Genomic DNA, 23,843 nt, shown 5'->3' on the forward strand with positions numbered 1-23,843 from the left:
GCTCCAGGATCGATCGATGGCGGCTGCGTGGCCGCCCCAAGCTATCAACGCTGCGGAAGGCCTCTGGGTTCCAGTGGCGTAAGCAAGGATGCGCACGGGACGAACCGGGGCAAAGCTGTCCTCAGGAGGTGCCATCCCATGGGCATTGAGGATTACGGCGGGGGGCAGACGGCCCAGGCGGACGTGCTGGTCGTCACGACGAACGACGTAGCCGGCTACCAGGTGACACAGGTCATCGGCGAGGTCTTCGGACTCACGGTCCGCTCCCGCCACCTCGGCAGCCAGATCGGCGCCGGGCTGAAGTCGATGATCGGCGGCGAGCTGAAAGGGCTGACGAAGACCCTGGTCGAGACCCGCAACCAGGCGATGGAGCGGCTCGTCGAGCAGGCCAGGGCGCGCGGCGCCAACGCGGTGCTGATGATGCGGTTCGACGTGAGCGAGGCGGCCGACGTGGGCACGGAGGTCTGCGCCTACGGAACGGCGGCCGTGATCAGCAACTCCTGACAGGTCCCGCACCACCCGTCCCGCACCTTCCCGCTCAGCTTCCCGGAGGTTCCCGCATGCCCACGTCCGTCAACGTCGCCGTCGTCTACTACTCCTCCACCGGCACGATCTCCACGATCGCCCACGCCCTGGCGAAGGACGCCGAGCGGGCCGGTGCCCAGGTGCGGCTGCGCAAGGTCGCCGAGCTCGCCCCGCAGGCCGCCATCGACTCCAACCCGGCATGGGCCGCCCACGCGAAGGCGACCGCGGGCATCACCGAGGTCTCGCCGGACGACATGGTCTGGGCGGACGCGGTGATCCTCGGCTCGCCCACCCGGTACGGCAACGTCGCCGCCCAGCTCAAGCAGTTCCTCGACACCCTGGGCGGCCTCTGGCAGGCAGGACGGCTCGCGGACAAGGTCTACAGCGGCTTCACGGCCAGCAGCACCGCCCACGGCGGGCAGGAGTCCACCCTGCTGGCGCTCTACCAGACGATCCACCACTTCGGCGGCATCGTCGTCGCCCCCGGTTACACGGACCCGTCGAAATTCGCCGACGGCAATCCGTACGGCACCTCCCATGTCTCGGGGCAGGGCGACCTCCCGGTCGGTGAGCAGACCCTGACAGCCGCCCGGGTCCAGGCCGAGCGGGTCGTGAAGTTCACCCGGGCCGTCAAGGCCGGACTCGCGGCCGAGAACTGAGGGGACCACCCGCCGATGCCGCTCCACCAGGGTTCACACGGTGCGCCCACGACCGAAGAGCACCGCCGGCTCGCCCTCAACCCGTTCTTCGGGGAGGCCGATCCCACCGCCTCGATGGACATGGCGCCCCCCACGCACCGCCTCCCGGACGGTCCGCTGCCGCCGTCGACCGCCTACCGGCTCGTCCACGACGAGCTGATGCTCGACGGCAACGCCCGGCTGAACCTCGCAACCTTCGTCACCACCTGGATGGAGCCCCAGGCAGGTGTGCTGATGGGCGAATGCCGGGACAAGAACATGATCGACAAGGACGAGTACCCGCGCACCGCCGAGCTGGAGCGGCGCTGTGTGGCGATGCTCGCCGACCTCTGGCACGCTCCCGACCCGGCGACGGTGGTGGGCTGTTCGACCACGGGCTCCAGCGAGGCCTGCATGCTGGCCGGGCTGGCGCTCAAACGGCGCTGGTCGGCCAGGAACGCCGACCGTTATCCGGCGACCGCCCGGCCCAATCTCGTGATGGGCGTCAATGTGCAGGTCTGCTGGGAGAAGTTCTGCACGTTCTGGGAGGTCGAGCCGCGCCAGGTCCCGATGGAGGGCGAGCGCTTCCATCTGGACCCGCAGGCAGCCGCCGAGCTGTGCGACGAGAACACCATCGGGGTGGTCGGCATCCTCGGATCCACCTTCGACGGTTCCTACGAGCCGATCGCGGAACTCTGCGCGGCGCTGGACGAGCTCCAGGAGCACACCGGATTCGACATTCCCGTCCACGTGGACGGGGCGTCCGGGGCGATGGTGGCCCCGTTCCTCGACGAGGACCTGGTGTGGGACTTCCGGCTCCCGCGGGTGTGCTCGATCAACACCTCGGGGCACAAGTACGGCCTGGTCTACCCGGGTGTGGGATGGGCGCTGTGGCGCTCTCCGGCCGAGCTCCCGGAGGAGCTGGTCTTCCGGGTCAACTACCTGGGCGGCGACATGCCGACCTTCGCGCTGAACTTCTCCCGGCCCGGCGCACAGGTGGTGGCGCAGTACTACACCTTCCTGCGGCTGGGCCGGGAGGGCTACCGGGCCGTTCAGCAGGCGTCCCGCGACGTGGCCTGCCGGCTGGCCGGGGAGTTCGAGGACCTGGGCGACTTCCGGCTCCTCAGCCGGGGCGACGAGCTACCGGTGTTCGCCCTGACGACGAACCCCGGCGTACTGGGGTACGACGTCTTCGACCTGTCGAGGCGGCTGCGTGAGCACGGCTGGCTGGTGCCCGCGTACACCTTCCCCGCCAACCGGCAGGACCTGGCGGTGCTGCGGGTGGTCTGCCGCAACGGGTTCTCGTCGGACCTCGCGGAGATGCTGCTGGAGGACGTGCGCGGGCTCCTGCCCGACCTGCGCGGCCAGCCGCATCCGCTGCACCGCGACCGGGCCGCGCAGACCGCGTTCCACCACTGAGGCCCCGAGGTCACCGGCTGAGCCGGGCGAACCTGGCCGCCGCCAGCGGGAAGAACACCGCGATCAGCGCCACCGGCCAGAGGACCGCGAGCAGTTCGGCGTGTCCGGCGGCCCAGGAGCCCGTGGCTCCGCCCGGGTTGCCGAACAGGTCACGGACCGCCGTCGCCGTGGCCGACATCGGGTTCCACTCCACCACCGCGCCCAGCCATCCGGGCATCGAGTCCGGCGACGCGAAGACGTTGGAGAGGAAGCCCACCGGCCAGACCAGGATCTGCACCGCCTGCACCATTTCCGGCCTGCCCGCCACCATCGCGAGGTGGATGCCGATCCACAGCATGGCGAACCGCAGCAGGAGCAGCAGTCCCAGCGCGGCCAGGGCGGCGGCCGGGCCGTTGTGCCAGCGCCAGCCGAGCGCGTATCCGACGCCGGTCATCACGGCGAGCGCGGCCACCGACTGGAGCATGTCGGCGGCGCTCCGCCCGACCAGGACCGCACCCGAGACCATCGGCATGGAGCGGAAGCGGTCGACGACGCCCTTGCCCAGGTCCTGGGTGACGGCGAGCATCGTGCCCTCCAGGCCGAAGGCCATGGTGAGCGCGAGCATGCCCGGCACCAGGAATTCCGTGTGGTCCCCGTCGACCCCCCGGCCCCCGCCGACCAGGTAGTTGAACATCAGCAGGAGCATCACCGGGAAGACCAGGCCGACGACCACCTGGACCGGCTGCCGCGCCCAGTGCGCCAGTTCGCGCCGGGTCATCGTCCAGGAGTCCGCCAGGGCCCAGCCGATGCCTCCCGTGCCCGCCGTCGCCGTACTCATGCGGCCACCGCCGGGTCCGTCGTCGTGTCCCCTGCGTCGCCGCTCCCCGTGAGGGCCAGGAACACCTCGTCCAGCGTGGGGCGGCGCACGGCGATGTCCTCCGCCTCGATGCCCGCCTCCTCCAGCGTCCGCACGGTGCGGGCCAGGGTCGCCATCCGGTCCGGGGCCGGTGCGCTGAGCAGCCGCCGGTCCGCGTCCGCGGTCACCCCCTCGCCCAGCACCCGGGCCGCGTCGCCGAGACGGTCCGCGTCGCGGACGACCACGTCTACGCGGTCGCCGCCGACCGTCGCCTTGAGCCCGTCGGCCGTCCCCTCCGCGATGACCCGGCCACCGTCGATCACCGAGATCCGGTCGGCCAGCTGGTCCGCCTCCTCCAGGTACTGGGTGGTGAGCAGGACGGTGGTACCGCCGGCCGCCAGGGAGCGCACGGCGCGCCACACCTCGGCCCGGCCGCGCGGGTCGAGCCCGGTCGTGGGCTCGTCCAGGAAGAGCACCACCGGGTCGGTGATCAGGGAGGCGGCCAGGTCGAGGCGCCGCCGCATGCCTCCGCTGTACCGCTTGACCGCCTTGCGCCCGGTGTCGGCGAGCCCGAACCGCTCCAGCAGTTCGTCGGCCCGTACGCCGGCGCGGCGTGCGCCCAGGTGGTACAGCCGGCCGAACATCTCCAGGTTCTGCCGGCCCCCGAGTTCCTCGTCCACGGCCGCGTGCTGCCCGAGCAGCCCGATACTCCGCCGGACCTCGGCCGCCGCCGACCGCACGTCGAAGCCCGCCACCTCGGCCCGGCCCCCGTCGTACCGCAGCAGGGTCGACAGAATGCGTACGGCGGTGGTCTTGCCCGCCCCGTTGGGCCCGAGCACCCCGTGGACCGTGCCGCCGCGGACCGTGAGGTCCAGTCCGTCCAGGGCACGCCTGCGTCCGTACCGCTTGTGCACTCCTTCGACCACGATCGCGTCGGTCACGGTGCCACCAGCCCTTCGGAATCATGTAGTCAAATTTGACTAGCGAGCCAGAAGATACTGCCCGGCCCATCACTTGGTCAAACTTGATCAGTGGGCGTCCCCGGGGTCGGGAACCCCGGTCGCGTAAGGGTTCTCCTGCCCTTCGGCGAGCACCCCGACGAAGGGTTCGCCCTCCCCCGCGAAGGTGTACGCACCGGCCTCGATCCGTGCGATCAGGCCGCGCGTCCACTCGGCGCCCGCGTCCGCCGAATGGACCCACAGATTCATGATCTCGCCGATGTGCCCGAGGGACTCGGGGCCGTCGGAGGGCGTGTAGTACCCCGTGACCGAGGCCCGCCAGGCCTCGATGGCGGCCACGCGCTCATGGAGCAGCGCCACCGCCTCGGCCCGTTCCAGATCGACGACGAAGCCGATGCCCGCCGAGAGCACGTCCATGCCCTGGTCGTACGAGACCAGCGCGGCCCGCAGCAGGGACAGGAACTCCTCGGTGCCCTGCTCGGTGATCTCGTACTCGGTACGGGGCGGGCCGCCGGCCGTGGACGGGGCGGTCTCGTGCGCGAGGAGCAGGCCCTGTTTCGCCATCTGCTTGAGCGCGTGGTAGATCGAGCCCGGCTTCGCGTTGGACCACTCGTGCGCGCCCCAGTACTCCAGGTCGTTGCGGACCTGGTAGCCGTGCACGCGGCCGTGCTGACGCACGGCGCCCAGGACCAGGAGCCGGATCGCGGACATACCACCCATCCTTCGTGTTCAGCTCCGCCCAGCGTAGCCCGCCCTTCCGGCCAACGGCTCGAAGGCCGTCCCGCCCGTCCAGCGGCTCACGGGCGCTGTCGGCGCACCCCGCTCGCGCCTGGGCGTACGCCGGGCGCACGGCCCCATCAGGCCGGATCCCGCCCGCAACCCGCCGGGGTCAGAGGGGAAAGACCGTTCGCCCGTGCTGGATCGAGATCCACCGCCGGGTGGTGAAGGCCTCCACAGCCGCCTCGCCGTTCAGCCGTCCCATGCCGGAGCCCTTCTCGCCCCCGAACGCGACCAGCGGGTCGTCCTGCACGGTGGAGTCGTTGACATGGAACATCCCGCTCACGATGCGCCGCGCGAACCGCACCCCACGCTCGACGTCGGCCGTGTGCACGGCGCCGCTCAGCCCGTAGGGACTGTCGTTGGCGATCCGTACGGCGTCGTCCTCCCCGTCGAACGGCATCAGCAGCGCCACCGGGCCGAAGATCTCCTGCTCCAGCAGCGGTGAGCCGTCCGGCAGTCCGGTCAGCACGGTCGGCTCGACGAGATTGCCGCGGGTACGGCCCCGTACGAGGGCCGTGGCCCCCTGCGCGAGCGCCTCGTCGACCAGCGCGGTGAGCGCGTCGGCCTGGAACTCGCTGACGACCGGGCCGATCCGGGTGTCCGGGTCGCGCGGGTCACCCGTCCTGAGGGCACGCACCTCGGCGGTGAACCGCTCGGTGAACTCCTCCTCCACGGAGCGGTCCACCAGGATGCGGTTGGCCGCCATGCCGACCTGCCCCTGGTACAGGAAACGGCTGAAGACGGCGGCCCGGGCCGCGTGCTCGATGTCGGCGTCCTCCAGCACGACCAGTGCGCTGTTGCCGCTCAGTTCGAGCACGGTCCGCTTGAACAGCCCGGCGGCGGTGGCTGCGACATGGCGCCCGACCCGGTCGGATCCGGTGAACGAGATCACCCTGGGCACCGGGTGCGCGATGAACGTGTCGCCTATCTCGGCGCTGTCGGTGATCAGCACGTTGAGCAGACCGGCGGGCAGGCCGGCGTCCTCGAAGATCCTGGCGACCAGGCCGCCGCCGGCGATCGGGGCGTTCTGATGGGGTTTCACGACGACCGCGTTGCCGAGTACGAGCGCGGGGGCGACCGTCTTCATCGTCACCAGGAAGGGGAAGTTGAAGGCGCTGATCACACCTATGACGCCGACGGGAAGCCGGTGGACCCGGTTCTCCTTGCCGTCCGTGGCCGCCGGCAGCAGCTGTGCCGCCGGCCGGAGCGCCTGCCCGATCGCCGCACGCAGGAATTCCTGAGCGGCCCGCACCTCGTACTCCGCCCTGGAACGGGTGCCGCCGAGTTCATCGACAATCATCTCGGCGATTTCACTGCCGCGTTCCCCGACGAGCCGTACGGCGTTCTCCAGAACGGCCCGCCGTTCGTAGGGATTGGTCTCGGCCCATGTGCGCTGGGCGCGTTCGGCCGCCCGGTAGGCGAGATCGACCTCGGCGGCGGTGGCCACGGTGACGGAGCAGAGCTTTTCGCCGTTGTAGGGATTGAAATCGATGATGTCCCACGAGCCGCTTCCGGTCAGCCACTCGCCGTCGATGTACTGGTGGGCCAGTTCATTGAAGAAGGACATGCAATCCCTTACTGCAGGCGCAGACTCCTGTCGGTACGTCATCGTACTGGCGAATCAGATGAGTTGAAGAAGACCGCGAAGAAGATCCCGGCTCTCTTCCGGCCCGGGACTGTCCTCGTGAAGACGGACCATGGCCTTTTCGTACTGGGCGACTTCCTCCGCCTTGTCCAGATAGAGCGCACTTGTCAGCTGCTCCAGATAGACAATGTCGGACAGATCGGATTCCGGGAATCGCAGCATCGTGAATGCCCCGCTCTCGCCGGCATGACCGCCGAAGCTGAAGGGCATCACCTGGAGCGTGATGTTCGGCTGTTCCGACATATCGATCAGATGCCGCAATTGCTCCCGCATCACTTCACGATCGCCGTACGGACGGCGCAGCGCGGCCTCGTCGAGCACGGCGTGGAAGCGGGGGGCGCGCTCGGAGACGAGCGCCTTCTGGCGCGCCAGCCGCAGCGCGACCCTGCGGTCGATCTCGGCCGCGGGGGCACCGCGCATCCCGCGCGAGACGACCGCGTGGGCGTAGGCCTCGGTCTGCAGGAGGCCGTGCACGAACTGGACTTCGTAGATCCGGATGAGCGATGCCGCTCCCTCCAGACCGATATATGTCTGGAACCAGCCGGGCAGCACATCGCCGTAACTGTGCCACCAGCCCGCCACATTGGCCTCGCGGGCCAGACCCAGGAGCGAGTCCCGCTCCGCCTCGTCCGCGACTCCGTACAGCGTGAGCAGGTCCTCGACGTCCCTGGCCTTGAAGCTCACCCGTCCCAACTCCATGCGGCTGATCTTCGATTCGGAGGCGCGGATGGAGTAGCCGGCCGCCTCACGGGTGATGCCGCGCGACTCACGCAGCCGCCTGAGCTGTGAGCCCAGCAGGATGCGCCGCACCACAGATCCACTCGACTCGCCTGCCGACACTGGTCCGACCCTCCCCATCGCTTCCCGTACACCGGGTCCCCCCGAGCCCCGGTGCCGGATTCTGCCACCAAAACGCTTCAGCCCGTACTCATTCGATTACGGAAATGGCAAGCGTTCCAGAAAGCTCCGAAACTTGGTACCGGAAGAAATGACCAAGAACCGGCATGCTATCGGGCAGGTCCGGCACGTGCACGTGCATCTGCCCTTGCATCTGCCGTGCGCATTCGGAACCATGGCCCTCGCGCACCTGCGTTCACGTTCGTGTTGTGCCGCCGTACCGCGCAGTGCCCTTACCAGCAGTGCCGCTACAGCCGCGAATCCCGGGAGTGCCTCGCATGGGGACGAATGGATCCACGATGCTCGAGCCGTTACGGCTGGGGCTTCCACCCATCGACCCGTCGGCGGTGTCGGGTTCGGCCTCCTGCACGCTGCCGGCCCGGTTCGAAGCGGTGGGCGGTGCGCGCAAGTTCACCCGGACGACGCTGAACTCATGGGACCTGGGCGACCGGTTCGACGATGTCGGCCTGGTCGTGTCCGAGCTGGTCACCAACGCGCTGCGTCACGCCCTCCCGGCCGATCACCCGCGCGGACGGCAGGACCCGGCCGTACGGCTGCACCTGATGCGCTGGACCTCCCGGCTGGTGTGCGCGGTGCGCGACCCCAGCACGGAGAGCCCGGTGGCGGGCGAGGCACCCGATTCGGCCGAGTCGGGCCGCGGGCTGTTCCTGGTGGAGTCGTTCAGCGACTCGTGGGGCTGGCACCCCTCCCCCGTACTCGCCGGGGACGTGGCGGGCGGTGTGCGGCGCGGCAAGGTGGTCTGGGCCCTCTTCCGATTGTCGGACAACGCGGGCCGGGACCACTGCACGACGGACGGCGCGTCTGCGAAGCGGCAGCGGACGGGCGCCGCGGCGCCGGCCGACGCGTTCCCCGAGGCCCTGTAGGAAGGAGGGGCGCGCACAGGACAGCACCCTGCCGGACATCCGTGCAGGGTGGCGCGCCGAACGGGCGGCGGACGGACGTACGGTCAGCCGCCCGTCGCCAGGTGGTCGAACTCCCCGTCCTTGACGCCCAGCAGCAACGCCTCTATCTCGGCCGGCGTATAGACGAGGGCGGGCCCGTCGGGGTGTCGCGAGTTCCGCATCGCCACATTCCCTCCGGGCAGTTTCGCGAACTCCACACAGGACCCCTGGGAGTTGCTGTGTCTGCTCTTCTGCCAGACGACTCCGCGAAGCTCTGTGGCCGCCATGCCGTTGTACACGTGGTGCACAGGACGCTCCCCGAGTTGCAAGGTGCAAGTGTCAACTAGCTCGGATCATAGCTGTGTTCATATGCCAATGCATGAGCAGATGCACGTGCACACGGGGTGTGCGCGCGATTACAGATTCTCCCTCGTTCCGCGTGCCTCTCCGCACCGGCCCACCCCGTGGGAGTAAGACGAACGGGCCGCCAATTCGGCTCCCGATCCGGGGAGTCGCCGCGTTCCCCCTGGTAGCTTGGCGCGGTCTTTCGGCCGTGACTCTCCAAGGGGGAACTCCATGAACAGGTTCGTACGCTCCGGCGCCGTCGTCGCCGGACTCGTCGCCGCGCTCGCGCTGACCGCCTGCGGCAGCGACGACGACGCGGGCGGGGAACCGGCGGTCTCCGGTGCCGAGCGGAGCGCGACGCCCGGCGGTGACGCGGACAGCGGTTCCGGCGGCGCGGAGGCGGCGGCGCTCGACGGCACCTGGACGGGGACCTCCGACGGTCGGGCGGTCGTCCTGTCCGTGTCCTCGGGCAAGGTGGCGCTCGTCGCCGACCAGCATGTCTGCCAGGGCGACGTGAAGGACATGGGCGAGGTGATGCTCGCGCTGACCTGCGCCGACGGGAACACCGACCGCACCATGGGAGCCATCGAGTCCAACGACGGCGAGAAGCTCGTCGTCTCGTGGGACGGCGGAGCCGAGGACACCCTGACCAAGTCCGATCCCGGGAAGCTGCCGACCGGGCTGCCGGAGATCCCCGTCCCCTGACGCACCGGGGTCTCAGGCCCTGCGTTTGCCCCGGGGGCCCTCCAGGCCCCGCGCGAAGTCCTCCAGGGCGTCGAGCAGCATGGCCGCTCCGTCGCGTACGAAGGCGTCGGGCGGCGGCACCGCCTCCGGACGGCTCCGCGGGGTGTCCCAGCCCGCGAGCACCTCGCGCACCGGTTCCCAGTCCGGCACCCGGCGCTCCCGCACCGCCTTGGCGCCCTGCTCGGTGACCCGCCGCAGCACACCGGCCAGCTCCGCCGCTCCCGGCACCGGGGTGGCCGTGCCGGCCGGCAGGTGGGCCTCCAGCAGCATCGCGACCCGGCCGAACTGGGAGAGGGCGTGCTGGGCCTCGTCGGCGGCGGCGCGGGAGAGACCGCGGTGGCGTACGGGTTCGTGCCGGGCGGTCGCCAGGGCCTCCTGCCAGGCGACGCGGGCCTCGCGGGTGGCGAGCAGGGCGCTCCGCACATCGGCGTTGCTCCTGGCCGCCGGATCGGCGTACCCGTCGAGGACGGTCGCCGCGTACCGCGCGTCCGTGACCAGCCAGCGGGCGAGCCGGTTGCGCAGCCGTGGCGTCTCCCAGGCCGGGTAGACCGCGTACGAGATCATCGCGAGCAGGCCTCCGGCGAGCGTCAGGACGACCCGTTCGAGGACGGTCTGCGACCAGTCCTCGCCTGCCATGCCGAGCAGGAAGACGACGTAGGCGGAGACGCAGGCCTGACTGACCGCGTATCCGGTGCGCATCAGCAGGTACATCAGCCAGGCGCAGATCACCGCGAGGACGGCGGCCGACGTCACGCCCGGTTCGACCGCCTGCACGAGGCCGGTGGCGAGGGCCACCCCGACGACGGTGCCGCCGAACCGGGCCACGGACCGGGAGTAGGTCTGCGAGAAGTCCGGGCGCATCGCCATCACGGCCGCCATCGGCGCCCAGTAGCCGTGGCCGAAGGGCAGCGCGGCGCCCAGCAGGAAGCCGAGGGTGGCGACCGCCGAGAGCCTGACGGCGTGCCGCAGGACCGGCGACTCCCTGCGCAGCTCGCGGCGCATCGCCGTCAGCGTCACCGGGACGAGCCGCAGCAGGCTGGGGCGGCGCCGGGTGTCCGCGGCGTGCCCGGCCGGCTCACGGGTGCCGGCGCCCTCGGCGATCTCGATGACGTCCGCGAGCAGCGCGTCGAGCCGGGCGGCGGCGCGCCGCGGAGGACCGGCCAGGATCACCTCGTTGTCGGGGGTCCCCAGGACTCCCAGGTCGGTGGCGGCGAGGTGGACCGGCTCCCCGTGCCGGACGGCGTGGGCCGCCGCGTCCAGCACCGACCCGGCGGCCCCGAGCAGTTCGCGTACCCAGACCCGCTCCAGCCCGTCGCCGGGCACTCCCAGGGCCGGGTCCGCCAGGGAGGCGAGGACCGGCCGCAGCCGCTCGGCGACGCCGCGGGCGCCGTGCAGCTCGACGGGGAGTCTGCGGGCCTCGCGGGGGGTGATGGCGGCGGCGCTGCGGGCGGTCATCAGCGGTACGGGGTCGAAGGGGGCGACGGGGTCGTGCCGCAGCCGGCGCGCGTAGTCGGCCTCGGCGGCCAGGGCGTCCGCGAGCGCGTCGCGCTGGGCGCCCCATCTGCGGACCGGGAGGAGCACGATCAGGGCGGCCTGGACCAGGCCGCCGAAGGCCATCATCGCGGCGTGCGCGGCGGCGTCGGCGACGGAGCCGGGGAGGGTGATCGTGACCAGCATGATCGCGACGTTGGAACCCGCGAGGATGCCGGCCGTCGGGCCCGCCGCCCAGGTCATCCCGGCGGCGAACGTCCAGAACGCCAGCAGGCCCAGGAACACGACGGGCTGGGTGATGCTGACGTAGCCGACGAACGTGGACACGGCCAGGCTGGTGCCGGAGATCAGGGCGAGCACGGGCCGGGGCCGCCAGCTCCGCTCGAAGGTGGCGATGGCCGCCTGGAAGGCCCCGAAGGCGGAACTGGCCGCGATCACCGGGCCGAACAGGGTGAGGGACAGCCCGACGACGAGGGCGAGGCCCGCGGCGCCGCGCAGGGCGACCAGCGGTTCGAGACGCTGTCGCTCGATGCTCAGACCCGAGCGGGCGGTCTCCTTCAGCGCCCGGAGCCAGCTCATGGGAGCGAGCCTAACCGCATTCCCCAGGAGGGGGACTTATGCCACTCTCACTTCCTTATCGGGTTATTCCGGGTCCATTTGCGCCCATCCTGGCCCGGTCCGCCGCCGCCGTGCCGTGGTCCCAGCCCTCGGCGTCCGTCACTCCGCGCACCCGGCTGGTGGTGGTCCGCGGGAACATCCGCTCGGCGGCGTCGGTGACGGCGACGTCCCTGGCCGCCAGCACCGGCAGCAGACCCTCCGCGGGGACCTCGCCCCCGCTCCCCGTCCGGCCACCCGTGCCGGCGGCCGCGGTGACCCGGGCGGTGTCCGCCGCGAGCCGGCTGCCGAGGCGCTGGGCGTACGCCATCAGGAAGGACTGCCGGAAGGTTTTGGTCCGCTTGCGTCCGGCGGCCCGCTGGCCGGCCTCCGCCTTCGTCATCGCGGCGGTGCCCTGCACCAGGAGGGAGGTGAAGAGCAGCTCCACGGCCTCCAGGTCCGGCTCGAAGCCGACGACCGTGGTGAACCCGAGATCGCTGTTCCACACGGCCCGGCAGCGGTTCGCCGAAGCGACCGAGTCGAGCAGGATCGCCTTCGCGCTCTCGTACGGGGCGTCGACACCGATCCGGCAGGCACCCGGCGTCCCCCCGCCGCCCTGCGTACGGGCGGCGAGCAGGGCCTCGTCGATGCTGTGCCGGGCCATCAGCTCCTGTGCCTTCGTGGTGAGCGCCTCCGCCTCCTCCGGGAAGCCGGTCGCCTCCGCCTTGGCGAGCAGGGCCCGGATCCGGGTGAGCATGCGGGGTTCGCCGTGGGCGGGCGGGAGGTGCAGGCCGTCGGCCGCCGTGCCGGGCGGCGGACCGACCGGTTCGATCACCGGGAGCCGCAGCAGCAGGCGGTACAGCTCCAGCAGCGCGGAGGCGTACGTGAAGCGGTCGGGCCGGTTGCGCGGCTCCGGCGCGGGCAGGGCGGCGAGCTGGGCGGCCCAGCGCGGCGGGAGCCGCCCGTACCGCGCGGTCTCCGCGGTGATCAGCGCGGAGGCGAGGGCGGCCCCCGTCCCGTCCAGCTCGCGCCGGACGATCCGTACGAGGTCTGCGGGCTGCCAGCCGCGCGCCCAGGCACGCCGGACGAACTCCTCGCCGCGCCGGTGCAGCTCCTCGTCGGCCGACGGGTCGGCGGCGAGCAGGGAGGCACCGGCGTCGAGGCCCGCGTCACCGTCCGCGTAGAGGGCCGCCGCACAGGCCTGGTCGATCACCGATTCCATCAGTTCAGGGTAGGCGGCTACCGGTGTCCGCGGGCTCCCCGGGGAGCAGCACGAGCTTGCCGCGTACGTGTCCGGCTTCGCTCAGCTCCTGGGCCCTCGCCGCATCGTGGAGCGCGAACGTCCCGGCGACCGGGATCCGTAGCTCGCCGGCCGCGGCCATGGCGGCGTACTCCGCGAGCCGTTCGCCCTCGTCCGCGGGCGCACCGCCGCCCGCCGAGAAGGCCACACCGTACGTGGCCGCGTCCGCGTCGGCGATGGTGACGATGCGGTCGGTGCCACCGCGGAGCTCGACCGAGTCCGCGAGCGCGCCCTTGCCCGCGGCGTCGAACACGGCATCCACGCCCTGCGGCGCCGCCGCGCGCACCCGCTCCACCAGCCCCTCCCCGTATGCCACCGGAACCGCGCCGAGCACCCGGAGGTAGTCGTGGTTGGCCGACGACGCCGTCCCGATGACCGTGGCACCCCGGGCGGTGGCCAGCTGGACGGCGGCGGAGCCGACCGCACCGGCCGCCCCGTGCAGCAGCAGGGTGTCGCCCGCGGTCACCGCGAGCTCGTCCAGCACCCGGGCCGCGGTCGCCGTCGCCACCGGCAGGGCCGCGGCCTCCTCCCAGCCGAGGCCCTCCGGTCTGGGCGCGACGGCGTCCGCGTCCGCCAGCACGTACGCCGCGTACGCGCCGGTGACACTCCGGCCGAGTACCTCGTCGCCGACCGCCGGCTCGGTGACGCCCTCCCCCGTCTCGTCGACGACCCCGGCGAACTCACTGCCGGGTGTGGCGGGCAGCGGGGTGGGGAAGGCCGCCTCCATCCAGCCGTTGCGGATCTTGTGGTCGACCGGGTTGACCCCGGCGGCCCTGACCGCCACCCGGATCTGTCCGGGACCCGGGTGGACGTCGTCGACCTGGGTGAGGCGCAGCACCTCGGGGCCGCCGAACTCCTCGTACACGATCGCTTCCATCACCGTCTCCTCCACGCCCCCGCTCGCCCTCGGTACGCGCCGCGCGTCCCGCGAGAATCCTCGCCGCCGCCTCGCGCGACCGCTCGGCGAGCGGGGCCCGCCGCCGGAGGCGGTGCGCGTGCGGGAGGAGGCGGGCCCCGTGTCAGTGGCGGGTGCCAGACTCGGGCCATGACCGAACGCTGGGCTGTGGCCTCCACGGAGGCGGGCGGCGCGCTCCTGGTGCCGCTGGAGCGCGACGGCCTGCCCGCGGGTCCCGTCCTGGCCGAACCCGACCTGGTCGAGTCCGTCCGCTCCCGCCCCGACGTCGTGCGGTGGGTCTGGCGGTCGACCGCCGAGATCTACCCCCGGCTGCTCGCGGCGGGCGTGCGCGTCGAGCGGTGCTACGACGTGGAGTGCGCCGAGCAGCTGCTGCTCGGCCACGAGGGGCGGCTCGGCGAGCCCCGCTCCGCCGCCGCGGCCTGGGCCAGGCTGTGCAACGCCCCCGTACCGCCCGATCCGCCGCCCCGCTCGGCGGAGCCGGGCTCCCAGTCCTCCCTGTTCGAACCGCGGGCCGGCACCGACGTGCCGTTCGAGTCACTGCTCCAGGTCTACGCGGAGCAGTTGCGCCGCCACGACGCGTCCGAGCACCCGGGCAGGATGCGGCTGCTCACGGCCGCCGAGTCCGCCGGGATGCTGGTCGCCGCCGAGATGAACAGGTCCGGCCTCCCCTGGCGGGCCGATGTGCACCGCGAGGTGCTGAGCGACCTCCTGGGCGAGCGCTACGCGGGCGGCGGCGAACCCCGCAGGCTGGCCGAGGCCGCGGACGAGGTGTCGGCGGCCTTCGGCAGACGGGTGCGCCCCGACCTGCCCGCCGATGTGGTGAAGGCGTTCGCGCGGGCCGGGATCAAGGTGAAGTCGACCCGGCGCTGGGAGCTGGAAGGGCTCGACCACCCGGCGGTGGAGCCGCTGATCCGCTACAAGAAGCTGTACCGCATCTGGACGGCCCACGGCTGGGGCTGGCTCCAGGACTGGGTGCGCGAGGGCCGTTTCCGCCCGGAGTACCAGCCGGGCGGCACGGTCAGCGGGCGCTGGACGACCAACGGCGGCGGCGCCCTGCAGATCCCCAAGGTCATACGGCAGGCGGTCGTCGCCGACGAGGGCTGGCGGCTGGTCGTGGCGGACGCCGACCAGATGGAGCCGCGCGTGCTGGCCGCGATCTCCCGCGACCGGGGGCTGATGGAGGTGGCCGGGCACGAGGGCGACCTCTACAAGGCCCTGTCCGACCGGGCGTTCCAGGGCGACCGCGAGCACGCCAAGCTCGCCCTGCTGAGTGCCGTCTACGGGCAGACGTCCGGCGACGGCCTCAAGAACCTGGCGGCGCTGCGGCGGCGGTTCCCGCTCGCCGTCGCCTATGTGGACGACGCGGCGAAGGCGGGCGAGGAGGGCCGTCTCGTGCGTACGTGGCTGGGCCGGACGAGCCCGCCCGCGGCGGGGGCCGGCGAGGACGAGGAGGCGGGCATCCCGCAGGAGAGCGAGGACCCGCCGCCCACGGAAAGCTCCGGGGAGTACGGGTTCACGCCGGGGTACGCGTCGTCGAACACCCGGGCGCGGGGCCGCTTCACGCGCAATTTCGTCGTCCAGGGCAGCGCCGCCGACTGGGCGCTGCTGCTCCTCGCGGCGCTGCGGCAGAAGCTCACCGCCGGGCGGATGCGGGCCGAGCTGGTGTTCTTCCAGCACGACGAGGTGATCGTGCACTGCCCGGCCGACGAGGCCCCCGCGGTGGTGGAGGCGATCCGGGCGGCCGGGGAGCTGGCGGGGCGCATCGCGTTCGGCGAGACCCCGGTGCGGTTCCCGTTCACCACGGTGGTCGTCGAGCGTTACTCCGACGCCAAGTAGGACGCGACCGCCGCGGCAGGCGCACGGGCCCGACGTACCGGGCACCCGTCGTGCGGCGCCTTCTTCAGCGCCTCGTCGTGCGGCGCCTTCTTCAACGCCTCGTCGGACCGCGTCGAGGCGGCCAGGGCGGTGGCCGCCCCGGTCCTCCGCAGGCCCGCCGCACGTCCCGTGGCCGGGGCCGGAGCGGTCCCCGGGTACGGTCAGGCGCCCGCTGTAGGCTCCGCCCATGGCGACGCACGAGCACGAGATAACCGAGCCCGTCGACCTCTGCCTGCCTGACGGCACCCTGAATCCGGCGGCGGTCGGCTGGTCCAGGCAACCGCTGCACCGTGCCAATCTGCGCGGCTGGGGCCGGACGAAGCGGTGGGAGTACTGGTGCGTGACCACGCCCACCCATCTGGTGGCGCTGACCGTGAGTGACCTCGACTTCCTGGCGCTGAACACGGTCTACGTCCTGGAGTACGGGCCGGGGGGCCGTGAGTTCGAGCGCTCCTCGATCGTCCCCGCGGGCCGCGGCGTCCACCTTCCGGACACCGTGGCAGGCGCACCGGGCTCCGAGGACGTGGTGGTCGGCCCCGCCCGGCCGACCGGCGGGAAGGTCCGCGTCGAGATCCGCGACGAGAACGCCGGGACCAGGCTGCGGGCCCGCTGCCTGACGCCGGACCGGCTGCCGCTGGAGGCCGACATCCTGGTCGCGCGGCCGGACGGTCACGAATCGCTCTCCGTGGTCGTGCCCTGGAGCGACCGGCGCTTCCAGTACACCTCCAAGCACACCGCGCTCCCCGCCGCGGGCCGGGTCCGGATCGGCAGCGAGCTCCTCACGTTCGGCGGGGACGGAGAGGGGACCTGGGCCGTCCTGGACCACGGGCGCGGCCGCTGGCCGCGCACGGTCGACTGGAACTGGGGCGCCGCGTCCGGACGTACGGACGGGCACACGGTCGGCCTCCAGTTCGGCGGGCGGTGGACGGCGGGCACCGGATCCACCGAGAACGGCCTCTGTGTGGACGGCAGGCTCACCAAGATCGGCGAGGAACTGGACTGGCGCTGGTCCGCCTCCGACCTGCTGGCCCCCTGGACCGTCCGGACCCCGTCGTCCGGTCAGGTGGATCTGACGTTCACCCCGTTCCACAACCGCTCCGCGCGCACGGATGCCGGGCTGATCGCCAACCGCACCGACCAGTGCTTCGGCTACTACGACGGGCGGATCCGCACCGACGACGGCACCGAGATCGCCGTGGAGCAGCTCCTGGGCTGGGCCGAGGATGTCCACATGCGTTGGTGACTCCCCCTCATGCGGAGGCCCGGGCAGGTTTCCCCTCATGCACATAGGCCCTCTACTGGGCTCGGGACGCACCGCCGATGTGTTCGCACTCGACGACGCCTGGGTCCTGCGTCGCTACCGCAACGACACGGACGCCACCACGGAACTCGCCGTGCTGTCGTACCTCTCCGCCTCCGGATTCGCCGTCCCGCGCATCGGGCCGCCGGCCGGTGGAGCGCTTCCGACGGACCTGGTGATGCAACGGCTGAGCGGGCCGACCCTGTCCGAGGCGCTGCTGGCCGGCACGCTCACCGGGGCGCAGGGCGCCGACCTGCTGGCGCGGCTGCTGCGGGAGCTGCACGCGATCCCGCCGCGCATCTCCCAGGACCCTGGGGACCGGATCCTGCATCTGGACCTGCATCCGGAGAACGTGATGATGACCCCGCACGGGGCCGTGGTGATCGACTGGAACACGGCGGCCGAGGGGCCTCCGGCACTGGACCGGGCGATGTCCTCGCTGATCCTGGCCCAACTCGCACTCGCCCCTGGCCCGTTCCCGGGCGAGCTCGTCAGCGGCCTGCTCAGCGACCTGATGTCCTGTCTCGACACCGACGGCGGCGTCCCGGCCGACGCCCTCGCCACCGCCACCGCCCGGCGCGCGGCGGACCCCGGGCTGACCGCGCGGGAGACGGCGGTGCTCGACGACGCGGCGGCTCTGGTCGCGAGCCTGGCGGGCTGACCGCCTCAGCCGTTGAGCGCGTACGCCATCGCGACGACCGGGAGTGGCCACACCACGACGCCGAGCAGCGCGATCCGGCCGGTCGGGGTCATGCCCCGCAGGAAGGGGGCACGGTACAGCGCGGCCAGTACGGCGGCGCCGGCCGCGGCCGCCCCGGCCGCCCCCAGCAGGAACGCCACGGGGGACTCACCGGAGGCCGCGCCCCAGAGCGCCACCACCAGCACCAGGAAGCCCAGCGTGCACAGGGCGGCGACGGGGACACACCAGATCAGGGCGACCAGGACGACCAGCCGGGTAGGGGTGGGACGGGGGCGCGCCACGGGTGGCGCGGGGGCGGGGAGTGCCGGAAACATGCGCGGCTGCCTTTCAGCACGTCGGAGTACATGCGTCCACCCTGCGGCAGACTGCCCGGCCATCTCATCCGCGCGGGTACTCAGAGCGCTCGGGCCGCGGCACTCATCTCCCCCGCGGAACAGCCCTACGCGCCCGTCACGACCGGCAGTTCCGACCGCCCGCCCCACTCGCTCCACGAGCCGTCGTACACGGACACCTCGTGGTATCCGGCGAGTTCGGCGCCCAGTGCCAGGACGCAGGCGGTGACGCCCGATCCGCAGCTGACGACGAGCCGCTCCCGATCCCCGGCCAACGCGCTGAACACCGACCGCAGTTCGCGCGCGGGCAGCATCCGGCCGTCGCGCTGGATCTCGTCGAACGGCAGGTTCAGCGCCCCCGGCATGTGGCCGGACCGCAGTCCCGGCCGCGGCTCGGTCCCCGTACCGGCGAAGCGTTCGCGGGAGCGGGCGTCGAGGACGGCCGCGCGCGGGTCCCCGAGGGCCTCCGCCACCGCACTGCTGTCGATCAGCATCCCGTCGCGCGGACGGGCCGTGAAGTCACCGGTGCACCCCTCGCCGCCTGGCGCACGGTCCTCGACCGGCAGCCCGGCCGCGATCCAGGCGGGCAGGCCGCCGTCCAGCACCGCGACCCGGTCGAAGCCCATCGCTCGCAGCATCCACCAGGCGCGCGGGCCGGAGTAGATCCCCGCGGTGTCGTAGACGACGGCGGTGTCCGCGTCGTCGATGCCCAGAACCCGCATCTCCTCGGCGAACCGCACCGCACCGGGCATCGTGTGGGGCAGGGGCACGGCCTGGTCGGACAGGGCTCCGTCGATGTCGAAGCGCCGGGCCCCCGGGATGCGGCGCCCCGCCTCGCGATGCGCCCCCACCGAGGCGTCGAGCACCACGAGGCCCGTCCGCCCGAGCCGTGCGGCGAGCCAGTCGGCGCCGACGAGCGGCCCCGGCAGGGCCCCGGTGTCATCGGTCGGTCCCGTGCCCCCGGTCGTTCCCGCGTCGTCGGTCATGCCCGCTCTCCCCCTGATCGCCCGTCGTCGGTCCGCCCCCACCATGCGTATCCGCCACGCGGCGCGGGTCCCGACGGCGACAGTACGCGGCCGCGTCCTGGTGGGCGGGCGGCGTCCCCGCTCCTCGGCGCAGACATCCAGGCCGGGCAGCTCCCCCGCCGCCTCCAGGAGCATTCGGAATCAAGCCCGGATCAAAGGCGTCCTGAGCGATCCGGACCTCAGGGTGCTCAACCAAGTCACCTCAGGTCAGAGCGTTTTCACCAGGGGAACCGCAGGTCCCGTGCAGCCGACGACGGACCCGTCCGCCTTCTACCGGTCCTCGCCGCTCGCCAACCGCCACTCCGCGGCGATCCACGCGGCCACCCAGGACGGGAAGACCTATGGTTCCGCCTTCGGCGACGTGGCCGACTTCGCCTCGTACATCCAGGACAACGCACCGACGGGCGCCCGGCTGACGCCGACGACCTTCCAGGCGACGGCAGCAGTTCTCCGGTCCCCCGGTCACCGGGCGTCAGCATGGGGTTGGATCGTCCGGGAGTGCGCACGCGCGGGCGCCCGGTACCTGCCCTGGAGGCGGAATGGTCTGGACACAGTGCATCGAGTCGCGGCCCTTCGCCGCGCGACGGCTGGTGTGTTTCCCCCACGCCGGAGGTTCGCCCTACTTCTTTCGCGGATGGGGCAAGGCGCTGGAGGAGTTCGAACCGCACGCGGTGTGCTATCCGGGGCGGGCCGAGCGCATGGCCGAATCGCCCGCCACCGATCTGAAAGCGATGGCACGGCAGATCGCCACGGCTCTCCGCCCTCTGGTGGAAAGCCGGCCGACCGCGTTCTTCGGACACAGCATGGGTGCGATCGTCGCGTACGAAACCGCCTGCGCCCTGGAAGCGGACGGGGTCGGGCCCACGCACTTGTTCGCGTCCGGCGCCCGGGCCCCGCAGCTGATTCTCGGCGACGCGGCCGCGGCCGCCCGATGGGACGACGAGTCCGTCACCCGGCGTCTCGTCGAATTGGGCGGCACGGACGCGGAACTGCTGCGCAACCCGGCGTTCCTGGAATTGGTCCTGCCCTATGTCGGGGCGGATTTCCGGATGCTCTCCTCCTACACGGCCGGTGAGCGGGCACCGCTCGGCTGCTCCGTCACCGCGCTGGTGGGGGCTTCGGACCCCAGGGTGACCGCCGAACAAGCCGATGCCTGGCGCGAGTCGACCCGGGGCCCGTTCCGCAGGGTGTCCCTGCCCGGTGACCATTTCTATCTGGCCGCCGCCCCGCCCTACGGAATCATCCGGGACGCGGTGACCGGCTGAGCCTGCGCGAGAACACCGGGTCGGCCCGGGCGCGCCGGACCAGGCCACGGCGTCGACCCGCAGTCGGCGAGAACAAGCAAAAGCCCCAGGTCACGGCGAGTGAGTCCTGGGGCTTTCACAGAGCCGCCTTCGGGATTCGAACCCGAGACCTACGCATTACGAGTGCGTTGCTCTGGCCAACTGAGCTAAGGCGGCACGCTCTGTCGCACCATGGTGCGGTCAGCAGCGACGCCAAGTCTACACAGTTTCGAGGGGTGCTCCGTACCGCCCGCCCCCGGGGCCGTATCCGCAGGTCAGGAGCACTTCTTGCCGTCCTTGGGCGGGGTGCCCTCCAACAGGTAGGTGTTGATCGCCGTGTCGATGCAGTCGCTGCCCCGCCCGTACGCCGTGTGTCCGTCGCCCTCGTAGGTGAGCAGGGTGCCGGAGGAGAGCTGCCCCGCGAGGGACTCGGCCCACTTGTACGGGGTGGCCGGGTCGCGGGTGGTGCCGACCACGACGATCGGGTCGGCGCCCTTCGCCTCGGTGCGGTGCGGGGTACCGGTGGCCTCGACGGGCCAGGAGCCGCAGTTCAGGGCCGCCCAGGCGAAGCCCCTGCCGAAGACCGGGGAGGCCTTCTCGAAGGCTGGGAGCGCCTCCTCCACCGCGGCGGGCCCGGAGAAGGCGGGGGCCAGGTCGAGACAGTTCACGGCGGCGTTGGCGAACATCAGATTCGCGTACTTCCCGCTCGGCTCGCGCTCGTAGTAGCTGTCGGCCAGGGCGAGGAGGCCGGAGCCGTCGCCGCGCAGCGCCCCGGCGAGCCCCTCCCGGAGCTGGGGCCAGGCGGCCTCGTCGTACATCGCGGCGATCACGCCGGTGATCGCCAGGGACTCACCCAGCTTCCGGGTCTCACCGGTCGGGACGGGCTCCTCGTCCAGGTCGGCGAAGAGCTTCTTCAGGGCGGTCGCGGCGCCGGCGGTGGACCTCGTGCCGAGCGGACAGTCCGGCTGTTTCACGCAGTCCGCCGCGAAGGACTGGAACGCCCTTTCGAAGCCCGCGGTCTGGTCCCGGTTGATGTCGATCGCGGGGAGCGAGGGATCCATCGCCCCGTCGAGGACGAGGCGGCCCACCCGGCCGGGGTACAGGTCGGCGTACGTCGCGCCGAGGAACGTGCCGTACGAGGCACCGACGTAGTGCAGCTTCTCGTCGCCGAGCAGGGAGCGCAGGATGTCCATGTCCCGGGCCGTCTCGACCGTGGAGACGTGCGGGAGGATCTCACTTGAACGCTTCTCGCAGCCCTTCGCGAACGTGTCGAAGGCCTCGTTCAGCTTCGTGATCTCGGCGTCGTCGTCGGGCGTCTGGTCCACCTGGGTGTAGGCGTCCATCTGCTTACCGGTCAGGCAGGTGACGGGCTCGCTGCGGGCCACCCCGCGCGGGTCGATCGCCACCATGTCGTACCGGGCACGGACCGGGGCGGGGTAGCCGATGGCCGCGTACCCCTGGAGGTAGCCGATGGCGGAGCCGCCGGGTCCGCCCGGGTTCACCAGGAGCGAGCCGATCCGCTTGCCCGGGCCGGTGGCCTTCTTGCGGGAGACGGCCAGGTCGGCGTCGCCGCCCTCCGGCTTCCCGTAGTCCAGCGGAGCCTTCATCGTCGTGCACTGGAAGCCCTCCACACCGCAGTCCCGCCAGCGCAGCTTCTGCCCGTAGTACGGCTCCAGGCCCTCGGGGGCGGCCGAACCCGTCGCCGACGCGCTGGGCGCCGAACCGCCGCTGCTGCAGCCGGAGACGAGGAGGCCGGCAGTGCCGAGCGCGGTGGCGAAGATACGGAGCAGGCGCCTGGTGTCCATCCCCGGAGCGTAGCCGCCGGGGGACGACCCGACCGATTCCCTGCTCTTACGGGTGAATCCGCGCACCTCCCGTACGAAATCGCACGAGCCCGTGCGTCGGGGACCGCCCGGCCGGCAGTGCCGGACGCCTGTCAGCCCGCCCGGAGGGCCATCGTCATCGCCTCCACCGCGAGCAACGGCGCCACGTTGCGGTCGAGCGCCCGGCGGCAGGCGATCACGGCCTCTATCCGCCGCAGGGTGCGCTCGGGGGTCGACGACTCGGCGATCCGGTCGAGGGCGTCCTGCACGTCGGTGTTGGCGATGGCGATCTGCGAGCCGAGCTGGATCGCCAGCACATCGCGGTAGAAGCCGGTGAGCTCGGTGAGCGCGAGATCGAGGCTGTCGCGCTGGGTACGCGTCTTGCGGCGCTTCTGCCTGTCCTCCAGCTCCTTCATCACCCCCGCCGTGCCGCGCGGCATCCTGCCCCCGGCGGAGGCGCCGAGGGCCGCCTTCATGTCCTCGGTCTCCTTGACGTCGACCCCCTCCGCGAGCTCCTTGGCGTCCTCGGTGGCCGTATCGATCAGTTCCTGAGCGGCCTTGAGGCAGCCACCGACGTCGTGGACGCGCAACGGGAGCTTGAGCACGGCGGCGCGGCGGGCACGGGCCCGCTCGTCCGTGGCGAGGCGGCGCGCGCGGCCGATGTGCCCCTGGGTGGCGCGGGCGGCGGACGCGGCCCGCGCGGGGTCGATGCCGTCGCGCCGGATCAGCACGTCGGTGACGGCCTCGACAGGCGGCGTACGCAGCGTGAGGTGACGGCAGCGGGAGCGGATCGTGGGCAGCACGTCTTCCAGGGAGGGCGCGCAGAGCAGCCACACCGTGCGGGGTGCGGGCTCCTCCACGGCCTTCAGCAGGACGTTTCCCGCTCCTTCGGTGAGGCGGTCGGCGTCTTCCAGCACGATGACCTGCCAACGGCCGACGGCCGGGGAGAGCTGGGCACGGCGGACCAGCTCACGCGTCTCCTTCACGCCGATCGAAAGCAGGTCCGTGCGGATGACCTCGACGTCCGCGTGGGTCCCGATCAGGGCCGTGTGACAGCCGTCGCAGAAGCCGCAGCCCGGTGCCCCGCCCAGGGCCCGGTCCGGGCCGGTGCACTGGAGGGCGGCGGCGAAGGCACGGGCGGCGGTGGCCCGGCCGGAGCCGGGAGGGCCGGTGAAGAGCCAGGCGTGGGTCATCTTCGACCCCGGAGGGACCGCCTGCCCCGTGGAGTTGGCGGTGACCAGCGCATCGGCGTCCCGGGCGGCGGCACCGAGCTGCTCCTGCACTCGGTCCTGGCCGACCAGGTCGTCCCATACGGTCATGGGTCACCGCCCTTCCGGTGGTGTGGTGCGGGGAAAACCGGATCCCATTGTGCGGGAAGGGTCCGACATTCCCGGCCCTCCGTCTTCCGAGGGCTCCGCCGTCCCCGCTCGGCCGCATGACCGAGTGCGCCCGTGAAAGCCCTCGGCGCATGGCCGA

At 72.2% G+C, this 23,843-nt stretch carries 22 protein-coding genes, 1 tRNA gene and 1 pseudogene; 10 read left to right on the forward strand and 14 right to left on the reverse strand.

Annotated features, from left to right (window positions below):
- Positions 1–138: 138 nt before the first annotated feature.
- From AB0F38_RS24950 to AB0F38_RS24960, 3 genes are read left to right on the forward strand one after another with little or no spacing between them, the layout of a single operon-like run.
- A complete protein-coding gene (locus AB0F38_RS24950; RefSeq protein WP_361897453.1) occupies positions 139–504 on the forward strand; it encodes a YbjQ family protein in 366 nt (121 codons plus the stop codon).
- Between the two features lie 56 nt (positions 505–560).
- On the forward strand, positions 561–1,184 hold the full coding sequence (gene wrbA / locus AB0F38_RS24955; RefSeq protein ID WP_361897456.1) for an NAD(P)H:quinone oxidoreductase: 624 nt from the start codon (positions 561–563) through the stop codon (positions 1,182–1,184).
- A gap of 15 nt (positions 1,185–1,199) precedes the next feature.
- Positions 1,200–2,621, forward strand: a complete 1,422-nt coding sequence (locus AB0F38_RS24960) for a glutamate decarboxylase (protein ID WP_361897459.1) — start codon at positions 1,200–1,202, stop codon at positions 2,619–2,621.
- 10 nt (positions 2,622–2,631) lie between these two features.
- On the opposite strand, the gene AB0F38_RS24965 is transcribed toward AB0F38_RS24960, so the two are convergent.
- The 5 genes from AB0F38_RS24965 to AB0F38_RS24985 all read right to left on the reverse strand — a co-directional run bounded on the left by AB0F38_RS24965 (position 2,632) and on the right by AB0F38_RS24985 (position 7,698).
- Positions 2,632–3,438, reverse strand: coding sequence for an ABC transporter permease (locus AB0F38_RS24965; RefSeq protein ID WP_361897462.1), 807 nt, complete (start codon positions 3,436–3,438; stop codon positions 2,632–2,634).
- Entirely contained in the window at positions 3,435–4,397 is a 963-nt protein-coding gene (locus AB0F38_RS24970) for an ATP-binding cassette domain-containing protein (protein ID WP_361897465.1), read from the reverse strand. The genes AB0F38_RS24965 and AB0F38_RS24970 overlap by 4 nt, the downstream gene beginning before the upstream one ends.
- Positions 4,398–4,484: 87 nt before the next feature.
- On the reverse strand, positions 4,485–5,126 hold the full coding sequence (locus AB0F38_RS24975; protein ID WP_361897468.1) for a PadR family transcriptional regulator: 642 nt from the start codon (positions 5,124–5,126) through the stop codon (positions 4,485–4,487).
- A 178-nt stretch (positions 5,127–5,304) separates the two neighbouring features.
- Entirely contained in the window at positions 5,305–6,762 is a 1,458-nt protein-coding gene (locus tag AB0F38_RS24980) for an aldehyde dehydrogenase family protein (protein WP_361897471.1), read from the reverse strand.
- A 54-nt stretch (positions 6,763–6,816) separates the two neighbouring features.
- Positions 6,817–7,698 carry a helix-turn-helix transcriptional regulator gene (locus tag AB0F38_RS24985; RefSeq protein WP_361897474.1) on the reverse strand — a complete coding sequence of 294 codons (882 nt, stop codon included), beginning with the start codon at positions 7,696–7,698 and terminating at the stop codon, positions 6,817–6,819.
- A gap of 338 nt (positions 7,699–8,036) precedes the next feature.
- Here AB0F38_RS24985 and AB0F38_RS24990 point away from each other — a divergent pair, with 338 nt between their 5' ends.
- Positions 8,037–8,621 carry an ATP-binding protein gene (locus AB0F38_RS24990; protein WP_361897476.1) on the forward strand — a complete coding sequence of 195 codons (585 nt, stop codon included), beginning with the start codon at positions 8,037–8,039 and terminating at the stop codon, positions 8,619–8,621.
- Between the two features lie 83 nt (positions 8,622–8,704).
- Here the strand turns inward: AB0F38_RS24990 and AB0F38_RS24995 are convergent, their stop codons facing one another.
- Positions 8,705–8,947, reverse strand: a complete 243-nt coding sequence (locus tag AB0F38_RS24995; protein ID WP_056793446.1) for a DUF397 domain-containing protein — start codon at positions 8,945–8,947, stop codon at positions 8,705–8,707.
- 268 nt (positions 8,948–9,215) lie between these two features.
- On the opposite strand from AB0F38_RS24995, the gene AB0F38_RS25000 reads away from it, so the two are divergent.
- Positions 9,216–9,689, forward strand: a complete 474-nt coding sequence (locus AB0F38_RS25000) for a hypothetical protein (RefSeq protein ID WP_361897479.1) — start codon at positions 9,216–9,218, stop codon at positions 9,687–9,689.
- Positions 9,690–9,701: 12 nt separating this feature from the next.
- On the opposite strand, the gene AB0F38_RS25005 is transcribed toward AB0F38_RS25000, so the two are convergent.
- From AB0F38_RS25005 to AB0F38_RS25015, 3 genes are read right to left on the reverse strand one after another with little or no spacing between them, the layout of a single operon-like run.
- Positions 9,702–11,798: an FUSC family protein gene (locus AB0F38_RS25005; protein ID WP_361897482.1), complete on the reverse strand. Its 2,097-nt coding sequence runs from the start codon at positions 11,796–11,798 to the stop codon at positions 9,702–9,704.
- A gap of 55 nt (positions 11,799–11,853) precedes the next feature.
- The gene (locus AB0F38_RS25010; RefSeq protein WP_361897484.1) at positions 11,854–13,035 is read right to left on the reverse strand and encodes a DUF2786 domain-containing protein; all 1,182 of its coding nucleotides are present in this window, start codon (positions 13,033–13,035) and stop codon (positions 11,854–11,856) included.
- Between the two features lie 4 nt (positions 13,036–13,039).
- On the reverse strand, positions 13,040–13,990 hold the full coding sequence (locus tag AB0F38_RS25015) for an NADP-dependent oxidoreductase (RefSeq protein ID WP_361897486.1): 951 nt from the start codon (positions 13,988–13,990) through the stop codon (positions 13,040–13,042).
- Positions 13,991–14,158: 168 nt separating this feature from the next.
- Between AB0F38_RS25015 and AB0F38_RS25020 the strand changes: the two genes are divergently transcribed.
- The 3 genes from AB0F38_RS25020 to AB0F38_RS25030 all read left to right on the forward strand — a co-directional run bounded on the left by AB0F38_RS25020 (position 14,159) and on the right by AB0F38_RS25030 (position 17,865).
- Positions 14,159–15,865 carry a bifunctional 3'-5' exonuclease/DNA polymerase gene (locus tag AB0F38_RS25020; RefSeq protein ID WP_361897489.1) on the forward strand — a complete coding sequence of 569 codons (1,707 nt, stop codon included), beginning with the start codon at positions 14,159–14,161 and terminating at the stop codon, positions 15,863–15,865.
- Positions 15,866–16,091: 226 nt separating this feature from the next.
- Complete coding sequence (locus tag AB0F38_RS25025) at positions 16,092–17,147, forward strand: DUF2804 domain-containing protein (protein WP_361897492.1); 1,056 nt, start codon at positions 16,092–16,094, stop codon at positions 17,145–17,147.
- Positions 17,148–17,184: 37 nt separating this feature from the next.
- Positions 17,185–17,865: a phosphotransferase gene (locus tag AB0F38_RS25030; protein ID WP_361897495.1), complete on the forward strand. Its 681-nt coding sequence runs from the start codon at positions 17,185–17,187 to the stop codon at positions 17,863–17,865.
- Between the two features lie 5 nt (positions 17,866–17,870).
- On the opposite strand, the gene AB0F38_RS25035 is transcribed toward AB0F38_RS25030, so the two are convergent.
- Positions 17,871–18,218 (reverse strand): hypothetical protein, encoded by a 348-nt coding sequence (locus AB0F38_RS25035; protein WP_361897498.1) that lies wholly within the window; start codon positions 18,216–18,218, stop codon positions 17,871–17,873.
- Positions 18,219–18,343: 125 nt separating this feature from the next.
- On the reverse strand, positions 18,344–19,222 hold the full coding sequence (locus AB0F38_RS25040; RefSeq protein WP_361897500.1) for a sulfurtransferase: 879 nt from the start codon (positions 19,220–19,222) through the stop codon (positions 18,344–18,346).
- 43 nt (positions 19,223–19,265) lie between these two features.
- On the opposite strand from AB0F38_RS25040, the pseudogene AB0F38_RS25045 reads away from it, so the two are divergent.
- A pseudogene (locus tag AB0F38_RS25045) lies at positions 19,266–19,691 on the forward strand (beta-1,3-glucanase family protein); the annotation flags it as partial.
- 109 nt (positions 19,692–19,800) lie between these two features.
- Positions 19,801–20,526, forward strand: coding sequence for an alpha/beta fold hydrolase (locus AB0F38_RS25050; RefSeq protein WP_361897503.1), 726 nt, complete (start codon positions 19,801–19,803; stop codon positions 20,524–20,526).
- Positions 20,527–20,647: 121 nt separating this feature from the next.
- Here AB0F38_RS25050 and AB0F38_RS25055 read toward each other — a convergent pair.
- From AB0F38_RS25055 to AB0F38_RS25065, 3 genes are all read right to left on the reverse strand, one after another.
- A tRNA-Thr gene (locus AB0F38_RS25055) sits at positions 20,648–20,721 on the reverse strand.
- Positions 20,722–20,819: 98 nt separating this feature from the next.
- Positions 20,820–22,349 carry an alpha/beta hydrolase gene (locus AB0F38_RS25060; protein WP_361897506.1) on the reverse strand — a complete coding sequence of 510 codons (1,530 nt, stop codon included), beginning with the start codon at positions 22,347–22,349 and terminating at the stop codon, positions 20,820–20,822.
- A 131-nt stretch (positions 22,350–22,480) separates the two neighbouring features.
- Complete coding sequence (locus tag AB0F38_RS25065; RefSeq protein ID WP_361897509.1) at positions 22,481–23,686, reverse strand: DNA polymerase III subunit delta'; 1,206 nt, start codon at positions 23,684–23,686, stop codon at positions 22,481–22,483.
- Positions 23,687–23,843: the final 157 nt, after the last annotated feature.

Origin of the sequence: Streptomyces sp. NPDC025273 (assembly GCF_040638585.1) — a bacterium.
GTDB lineage: Bacteria > Actinomycetota > Actinomycetes > Streptomycetales > Streptomycetaceae > Streptomyces > Streptomyces cinereorectus.

Excerpts from the sequence above, each read along its gene's own strand:
- AB0F38_RS25010 (WP_361897484.1), bottom strand. The coding sequence starts at position 13,035 with ATGGAATCGGTGATCGACCAGGCCTGTGCGGCGGCCCTCTACGCGGAC.
- AB0F38_RS25035 (WP_361897498.1), bottom strand. The coding sequence starts at position 18,218 with ATGTTTCCGGCACTCCCCGCCCCCGCGCCACCCGTGGCGCGCCCCCGT.
- AB0F38_RS25060 (WP_361897506.1), bottom strand. The coding sequence starts at position 22,349 with ATGGACACCAGGCGCCTGCTCCGTATCTTCGCCACCGCGCTCGGCACT.
- AB0F38_RS25000 (WP_361897479.1), top strand. The coding sequence starts at position 9,216 with ATGAACAGGTTCGTACGCTCCGGCGCCGTCGTCGCCGGACTCGTCGCC.
- AB0F38_RS24965 (WP_361897462.1), bottom strand. The coding sequence starts at position 3,438 with ATGAGTACGGCGACGGCGGGCACGGGAGGCATCGGCTGGGCCCTGGCG.
- AB0F38_RS25005 (WP_361897482.1), bottom strand. The coding sequence starts at position 11,798 with ATGAGCTGGCTCCGGGCGCTGAAGGAGACCGCCCGCTCGGGTCTGAGC.
- AB0F38_RS25065 (WP_361897509.1), bottom strand. The coding sequence starts at position 23,686 with ATGACCGTATGGGACGACCTGGTCGGCCAGGACCGAGTGCAGGAGCAG.
- wrbA (WP_361897456.1), top strand. The coding sequence starts at position 561 with ATGCCCACGTCCGTCAACGTCGCCGTCGTCTACTACTCCTCCACCGGC.
- AB0F38_RS24990 (WP_361897476.1), top strand. The coding sequence starts at position 8,037 with ATGCTCGAGCCGTTACGGCTGGGGCTTCCACCCATCGACCCGTCGGCG.
- AB0F38_RS25030 (WP_361897495.1), top strand. The coding sequence starts at position 17,185 with ATGCACATAGGCCCTCTACTGGGCTCGGGACGCACCGCCGATGTGTTC.
- AB0F38_RS24950 (WP_361897453.1), top strand. The coding sequence starts at position 139 with ATGGGCATTGAGGATTACGGCGGGGGGCAGACGGCCCAGGCGGACGTG.
- AB0F38_RS25020 (WP_361897489.1), top strand. The coding sequence starts at position 14,159 with ATGACCGAACGCTGGGCTGTGGCCTCCACGGAGGCGGGCGGCGCGCTC.
- AB0F38_RS24980 (WP_361897471.1), bottom strand. The coding sequence starts at position 6,762 with ATGTCCTTCTTCAATGAACTGGCCCACCAGTACATCGACGGCGAGTGG.
- AB0F38_RS25025 (WP_361897492.1), top strand. The coding sequence starts at position 16,092 with ATGGCGACGCACGAGCACGAGATAACCGAGCCCGTCGACCTCTGCCTG.
- AB0F38_RS25015 (WP_361897486.1), bottom strand. The coding sequence starts at position 13,990 with ATGGAAGCGATCGTGTACGAGGAGTTCGGCGGCCCCGAGGTGCTGCGC.
- AB0F38_RS24975 (WP_361897468.1), bottom strand. The coding sequence starts at position 5,126 with ATGTCCGCGATCCGGCTCCTGGTCCTGGGCGCCGTGCGTCAGCACGGC.
- AB0F38_RS25050 (WP_361897503.1), top strand. The coding sequence starts at position 19,801 with ATGGTCTGGACACAGTGCATCGAGTCGCGGCCCTTCGCCGCGCGACGG.
- AB0F38_RS25040 (WP_361897500.1), bottom strand. The coding sequence starts at position 19,222 with ATGACCGACGACGCGGGAACGACCGGGGGCACGGGACCGACCGATGAC.
- AB0F38_RS24960 (WP_361897459.1), top strand. The coding sequence starts at position 1,200 with ATGCCGCTCCACCAGGGTTCACACGGTGCGCCCACGACCGAAGAGCAC.
- AB0F38_RS24985 (WP_361897474.1), bottom strand. The coding sequence starts at position 7,698 with ATGGGGAGGGTCGGACCAGTGTCGGCAGGCGAGTCGAGTGGATCTGTG.